Source organism: Streptococcus sp. 20925_1_77, assembly GCF_041432125.1.
In the GTDB taxonomy this organism is placed as follows: Bacteria; Bacillota; Bacilli; order Lactobacillales; family Streptococcaceae; genus Streptococcus.
Window position 1 is genome coordinate 1 of record NZ_JAPVZB010000027.1, and the last position, 7132, is coordinate 7132.

The window sequence follows — 7132 nt, forward strand, 5'->3', positions numbered from 1 at the left end:
GGGACGACGAAATCGAATTCTAACGAATGACCGATTTCTGTCCCACTCTCTTTTCTTATAGTTTGAAACTATAGCTGGGTCTTGAAAATGGGAAAACCGCTCTCCTCATAATAGTGATAAAATAGTAAGCAGTTAGATTAATTGATTATCGGAGGGCAATATGAGTAAAAAACGCAATATCAATACGATTTTGGCACAGGCAGGAATCAAGTCAGATCAAGCGACGGGAGCTTTGACGACTCCGTTGCATTTTTCAACAACATACCAACACCCAGAATTTGGTCAGTCTACAGGTTTTGACTATACCCGTACAAAAAATCCAACACGCGCAACAGCTGAGAAGACTTTGGCAACTATCGAAAGTGCAGACTATGCTTTGGCGACAAGTTCTGGAATGTCAGCGATTGTGCTTGCTTTTAGCATTTTCCCCGTTGGTTCAAAAGTCTTAGCCGTTCGTGACCTTTATGGAGGCTCTTTCCGCTGGTTTAACCAACAAGAGCAAGAAGGCCGCTTCTCTTTCACCTATGCCAATACAGAAGAAGAACTGCTCCAATACCTAGAAAAGGATCAAGTAGATGTCCTCTATATTGAAACACCAACTAATCCATTGATGTTGGAATTTGATATTGATCATTTAGCCAAATTGGCCCATGCAAAAGGTGCCAAAGTCGTGGTGGATAATACCTTCTATAGCCCTATTTACCAACGCCCAATTGAAGAGGGTGCTGATATTGTTCTTCATTCAGCAACCAAGTACCTAGCTGGTCACAACGATGTCTTGGCTGGTGTTGTCGTGACAAATGATCCAGACCTGTATGACAAACTCTTTTACAATTTGAACACGACCGGTGCTGTTCTTTCCCCATTTGACAGCTATCTGTTGATCCGAGGGATCAAGACACTTTCGATTCGGATGGAGCGCTCGACAGAGAATGCTCGCAAGGTGGTCGAATTCTTGAAAACAGCACCTCAGGTTAAAGAAGTTCTCTACACTGGAAAAGGGGGAATGGTCTCCTTTAAAATTCAAGATGAGAAAAAAATTCCTAACTTTTTAAATTCTCTTCAAGTCTTTACCTTTGCAGAAAGTCTGGGCGGAGTGGAGAGCTTGATCACTTATCCGACCACTCAGACCCACGCTGATATTCCTGCAGAGGTTCGTCATTCATACGGTTTGACAGATGACCTGCTTCGTTTGTCTATCGGAATCGAAGATGCGGATGATTTGATTGACGATTTGAAACAAGCATTGGAGGCTTAAGATGACCAAATATGATTTCACGACTTTACCCAATCGCTTGACCCACCATACCTATAAGTGGAAAGAGACAGAGACGGATCCAGAGATCATTCCGGCTTGGATCGCGGACATGGATTTTAACGTCATTCCAGAAGTGCGAGAAGCGGTAATTGGCTATGCTGACCAAATGGTCTACGGCTACACCTATGCCTCAGATAGCCTCTACCAGTCTATCCTTGAGTGGGAAAAAAATGAGCACGGCTATTCCTTTGACAAAGAAGCGATCGTCTTTATCGAAGGTGTTGTGCCAGCTATTTCAACAGCTATTCAAGCCTTCACCAAGGAAGGGGATGCTATCTTAATCAATACGCCGGTCTATCCTCCATTTGCCCGAAGTGTCAAGCTCAATCGTCGAAAATTGATCGAAAATTCATTAGTTGAAAAGGATGGTCTTTTCCAAATTGATTTTGATCAGCTGGAAAAAGACATTGTGGAGCAAGAGGTGAAACTCTATGTTTTGTGTAATCCGCACAATCCTGGAGGCCGTGTATGGGATCGTGAAGTCTTGGAAAAAATCGGCCACCTCTGTCAAAAACATGGTGTCCTTCTCGTTTCAGATGAGATCCACCAAGATTTGGCCTTGTTTGGCCACCGTCATACCAGCTTTAACACAGTTGACCCAAGCTTTAAAGATTTCAGCTTGATCTTAACCAGTGCAACCAAGACTTTCAATATTGCAGGAACAAAAAATTCCTATGTGGTCATTGAAAATCCAAAGCTTCGTACGGCTTTTAAACAACGGCAATTGGCCAATAATCAACATGAAATCTCAGGATTGGGCTATATTGCAACAGAAGCGGCTTATCGTCACGGCAAACCTTGGTTGACAGAGCTCAAGCAAGTCTTTGAAAAACACATTGACTATGTCGTAGATGAATTGCAGGAAAAGACCAAAATCCGTGTCATGAAGCCCCAAGGAACCTATCTTCTTTGGTTGGACTTTTCAGCCTATCCTTATACCGATGATGAGCTGCATGCTAAAATCCATGACCAAGCCAAATTGATTTTGAACCGTGGAACAGATTTCGGAAAAGAAGGAACCTTGCATGCCCGCCTCAATGTGGCAGCTCCCTTCACCCTCATTGAAGAAATCACCAAACGCTTGGTGGAAACTTTTCACAAATAAGTGTTGACTTTCTGTAAGTGAAGGAGTACAATATACTCGAAATACGGTAGGTGAGGCTACCACAAGGATACGGATGACTACCGCAAAGCAGTGGAGACACTACTCGTTGGTCAACAGTTCTGATCGCAAAGGTCAAGACTAAGTTCATTTCATTGCCTTGTGGAGCTAAAGCTTGGACGGTCAGTTTTTTGAGAGTTTTGATTGAAAAATAAATGACGAGTTTCATGAGTCCTACCGATCGAGGGTAGGACTCTTTTTTATGCCTTACCAAGAAAAGAGAAAGGAGAGAGCTATGATACAAATCGACGATCATCCCGAACCGCACCGAACCAGCCAATCGCTGATTTGTGTCGTAGGGACTCCAAAAGTGATTGGCTCCTGATTGAAAAAGGAGATACTAATGCAAACAAATAAAGAAAGACTCATTGCTGCTCTTCAAGAACCACTTGAAAGCACCTTTGCCAACTACAAAACCAGTGCCCTTGGTTTGGTTGACGATAAAGTAGAAGAAAACCGTGATATTTATGGCGAAAATGTCATCACAAAAGGTCAAGAAGATTCCATGATCAAAAAGATCTACGAATCGATCATCAATCCTTTTACGGTGATTTTGTTGGTCATTGCGCTGGTTTCCTTCATTACTAATGTCTGGCTAGCAAAACCAGGTGAACAGGATCCAACGACCTCCATCATCATTGTGACCTTGGTCTTGATCTCTGGTGGTATCCGCTTCATTCAAGAATTGCGGAGCGACAAAGCAGCTAGCAACTTATCACGTATGATTGTCAATACAGCGACCGTTCTGCGTGATGGATCGGAACAAGAAATTCCGATCGATGAAATCGTCGTAGGTGATGTGATCAAACTGAGTGCCGGCGATATGATCCCAGCAGATGTGGTCTTGATTGATTCCCGTGACTTCTTTGTCCAACAATCTGGTCTCACGGGGGAAAGTGATGCTGTTGAAAAGGTTTGTCTCAGAAAAGCCGACAGTCAAAATCTAGATAGTCTCTTGGAAAGTGAAAGTTTGGCCTTTATGGGGACCAATGTCATCTCCGGACGGGCGACAGCCTTGGTCTTGGTCGTGGGAGATGAAACCATGATGGGAGCTATTGAGCAAACCATCAACACTTATGACGAACCAACCTCATTTGAGAGAGAAATGAATACCATCTCTTGGCTCTTGATTCGGCTCATGTTAGTCATGGTGCCCATTGTCTTTGTGATCAATGGCCTCACAGATGGTGACTGGTTAGAAGCGGGTGTCTTTGCCCTCAGCGTTGGGGTTGGTTTGACTCCGGAAATGCTGCCGATGATTATTACAGCGAGTCTTGCTAAGGGCTCCATCATTATGGCAAAAGAAAAAGTCGTTATCAAAAAGCTCAATGCCATCCAAGACCTCGGCGCTATCGATATTTTGTGTACTGATAAGACAGGAACCTTGACCCAAGATGAAATCGTTTTGGAGTATCCGCTTGATATCCATGGCGAGTTGGATCTATCAGTCCTTCGCCGGGCTTACTTGAATTCCTATTTCCAAACCGGGCTAAAAAATTTGATGGACCGAGCGATTATCAATCGGACCCAGAAAGAAGCCAAGAAACATGAAATTGTTCGCGACCTGGATCAAACCTTCCATAAGATTGATGAATTGCCCTTTGATTTTGAACGTCGTCGCATGAGTGTCATTGTCAAAGACGAAGACGGTGTGGTCAGCATGGTGACCAAGGGTGCCTTGGAAGAAATGCTTTCTGTATCGACTTATGTTGAATACAAAGGTGAGATTAAACGCCTGACAGATGAAGTTCGTCAAGAGGTCCTCGCTGAAGTTGCTCAGTTAAATGAACAAGGACTTCGTGTTTTGGGTGTTAGCTACAAAACCGATTTGGACGAAAATGACATCTTTAGTGTTGAAGATGAACGAGACATGATCCTAACTGGTTACCTTGCCTTTCTTGATCCACCAAAACCTTCTGCAGCTCCAGCGATCAAAGCTCTTGCAGAATATGGGGTAACCACCAAGATCTTAACTGGGGACAATGAAAAGGTCACCCAAGCTGTCTGTGAAAAAGTAGGACTAGATGTCGAGCGGATTCTTTTGGGAAGCGAAATCGATACGATGACAGACCAAGAGTTAGCACAAGTTGTGGAAACAACAACGGTCTTTGCCAAACTATCACCAGATCAAAAAGCGCGGATCATCCTCTGCCTCAAGAATAATGGCCACAAGGTTGGTTACATGGGAGATGGGATCAACGATGCTCCATCCATGAAGGTCTCAGACGTTGGGATCTCCGTGGATACCGCTGTGGATATTGCCAAGGAAACAGCAGATGTCATCCTGCTTGATAAGGACTTGATGGTCCTTGAAAAAGGTTTGGTCGAAGGCCGCAAGGTCTATGCCAATATGACTAAGTACATCAAGATGACGGTTTCTTCTAACTTCGGGAATATCTTTTCTCTTCTCTTTGCCAGCATCTTTTTACCCTTCCTTCCCATGGCGCCCGTTCATTTGATTGTGCTCAATCTCATCTATGATCTTTCTTGTATCGCCCTTCCTTTTGACAATGTCGACAAGGAATTCCTCAAGAAACCTCGTATCTGGGAAGCCAATTCTATTATGCGCTTCATGGCCTGGATCGGTCCAATTTCATCCGTATTTGATATTATTACCTACATGCTTCTCTACTTCCTTGTTGTCCCAATGATTTTAGGTCATGGCTACAACTATGGAGCAGCAGATGCAGCAGCCTTTATCATGGTTTTCCAAACCGGATGGTTTATCGAATCCATGTGGTCGCAAACTATGGTTATTCATATGTTGCGCTCACCAAAATTGCCATTTATCCAAAGTCGTCCAGCCTTCTCAGTTGTGGTGACGACCCTAGCAGCAGCCATCTTTGTGACCTCCCTTCCATATAGTCCTTTGGCCCCTATCTTGAAGTTGAGCCAACTCAATGGATTGTACTTTGTTCTATTGTTTGCGATTATTGTCCTCTATATGCTGAGTGTGACGGTTGTCAAACGTATCTATATCAAGAAATACAAGGAATGGTTGTGATTTTTCCATAGAAAGAGTGAGTCCGAACTTTAAAAAATTAAGTGTAAGGGCTCTCTTTTTTTGGTGAAATTTGGTATAATAAGACGAATATAAAGTTGGAAATGAAGATTTCCACGTGTTGCGCGTATCAAAAAAGGAGTAACAGAAAGAGGGAAAGTTTGACTCTTCCTCAATCCAAGCTCCTTTTTAAAAGATGGCAGCTTAGAAAGAAGGATCTCAAAAATGGGAAAACTAGAAGTTATTACACATCCACTCATTCAACATAAATTGTCTATTCTCCGTCGTACAGATACCTCTACAAAGGCCTTTCGAGAATTGGTAGATGAGATTGCTATGTTGATGGGCTACGAAGTTTTGCGTGAATTGCCTCTTGAGGACGTTGAAATTGAAACTCCGATTACCAAAACCGTTCAAAAGCAAATCGCAGGGAAAAAATTGGCTATTGTTCCCATTCTTCGTGCAGGGATTGGGATGGTTGATGGTCTCTTGAGTTTGGTTCCAGCAGCCAAGGTTGGCCATATCGGGATGTACCGTGATGAAGAAACCTTGAAACCAGTTGAATACTTGGTGAAATTGCCAGAAGATATTGATCAACGTCGTATCTTTGTAGTAGACCCGATGCTTGCTACGGGTGGATCCGCTATTCTAGCGATTGATTCCTTGAAAAAACGTGGCGCTAGCCATATCAAGTTTGTCTGCCTAGTATCAGCGCCAGAAGGGGTGAAAGCTCTTCAAGAAGCTCACCCAGATGTTGATATCTTTACAGCAGCCCTCGATGATCATTTGAATGAACATGGCTACATTGTTCCTGGTCTTGGAGATGCAGGTGACCGTTTATTCGGTACCAAATAAGAAGCCATTCATGATTCGTACGAAAGGTGCTTAAGATTTGACCTTTTTTGACCATTGGTTTATAATAGCACATATACTTTGAACCTCACGAATCGTGAGAATGAATGGATACTAAAGGAGAAGAATAGATGATTCCAGTAGTTATTGAACAAACCAGTCGTGGAGAACGTTCTTACGATATTTATTCCCGTCTGTTGAAAGATCGAATTATCATGGTAACAGGACCAGTTGAGGACCAAATGGCTAACTCCATTATCGCTCAATTGCTCTTCTTGGATGCCCAAGATAATACAAAAGATATCTATATGTATATCAATACCCCAGGTGGCTCTGTCTCAGCAGGTCTTGCCATCGTAGATACTATGAACTTTATCAAGTCAGATGTCCAAACCATTGTTATGGGGATGGCAGCATCTATGGGAACTATCATTGCTTCAAGTGGTGCGAAGGGCAAACGCTTCATGTTGCCAAATGCCGAGTACATGATTCACCAACCAATGGGTGGTACTGGTGGTGGTACCCAACAAACCGATATGGCGATCGCAGCAGAACACTTGCTCAAAACACGGAACAACTTGGAAAAAATCCTTGCGGAAAATTCAGGTCAACCGATCGAAAAAGTGCATGCTGATGCGGAACGTGATAATTGGATGAGCGCACAAGAAACACTTGAATATGGCTTTATTGATGAAATCATGGCCAATAATAAATTGGGTTAAACCATCCGATGGGAAGGTCCATCAAGAGGCTGGGACAAAAGTCCTAGCCTCTCAATTATTTTTGGATTGTCGAGCAA

The 7132-nt window shown here is 43.2% G+C and carries 5 protein-coding genes and 1 riboswitch; all 5 genes read left to right on the forward strand.

What is annotated here, in order from left to right:
* The first annotated feature begins 160 nt into the window (after positions 1 to 160).
* The 5 genes from O3626_RS10090 (at position 161) to O3626_RS10110 (ending at position 7055) form a co-directional block, all read left to right on the forward strand.
* On the forward strand, positions 161 to 1258 hold the full coding sequence (locus tag O3626_RS10090; protein ID WP_371496699.1) for a cystathionine gamma-synthase: 1098 nt from the start codon (positions 161 to 163) through the stop codon (positions 1256 to 1258).
* Position 1259: 1 nt separating this feature from the next.
* Entirely contained in the window at positions 1260 to 2423 is a 1164-nt protein-coding gene (locus O3626_RS10095) for a MalY/PatB family protein (RefSeq protein ID WP_371496701.1), read from the forward strand.
* 35 nt (positions 2424 to 2458) lie between these two features.
* Positions 2459 to 2616: riboswitch (M-box (ykoK) riboswitch) on the forward strand.
* A 207-nt stretch (positions 2617 to 2823) separates the two neighbouring features.
* On the forward strand, positions 2824 to 5484 hold the full coding sequence (mgtA, locus tag O3626_RS10100) for a magnesium-translocating P-type ATPase (protein WP_371496703.1): 2661 nt from the start codon (positions 2824 to 2826) through the stop codon (positions 5482 to 5484).
* A 222-nt stretch (positions 5485 to 5706) separates the two neighbouring features.
* Complete coding sequence (gene upp / locus O3626_RS10105) at positions 5707 to 6336, forward strand: uracil phosphoribosyltransferase (RefSeq protein WP_003005574.1); 630 nt, start codon at positions 5707 to 5709, stop codon at positions 6334 to 6336.
* A 128-nt stretch (positions 6337 to 6464) separates the two neighbouring features.
* Positions 6465 to 7055 carry an ATP-dependent Clp protease proteolytic subunit gene (locus O3626_RS10110; RefSeq protein WP_070662483.1) on the forward strand — a complete coding sequence of 197 codons (591 nt, stop codon included), beginning with the start codon at positions 6465 to 6467 and terminating at the stop codon, positions 7053 to 7055.
* The last annotated feature ends 77 nt before the right edge of the window (positions 7056 to 7132 follow it).

Excerpts from the sequence above, each read along its gene's own strand:
- mgtA (WP_371496703.1), top strand. The coding sequence starts at position 2,824 with ATGCAAACAAATAAAGAAAGACTCATTGCTGCTCTTCAAGAACCACTT.
- O3626_RS10110 (WP_070662483.1), top strand. The coding sequence starts at position 6,465 with ATGATTCCAGTAGTTATTGAACAAACCAGTCGTGGAGAACGTTCTTAC.
- O3626_RS10095 (WP_371496701.1), top strand. The coding sequence starts at position 1,260 with ATGACCAAATATGATTTCACGACTTTACCCAATCGCTTGACCCACCAT.
- upp (WP_003005574.1), top strand. The coding sequence starts at position 5,707 with ATGGGAAAACTAGAAGTTATTACACATCCACTCATTCAACATAAATTG.
- O3626_RS10090 (WP_371496699.1), top strand. The coding sequence starts at position 161 with ATGAGTAAAAAACGCAATATCAATACGATTTTGGCACAGGCAGGAATC.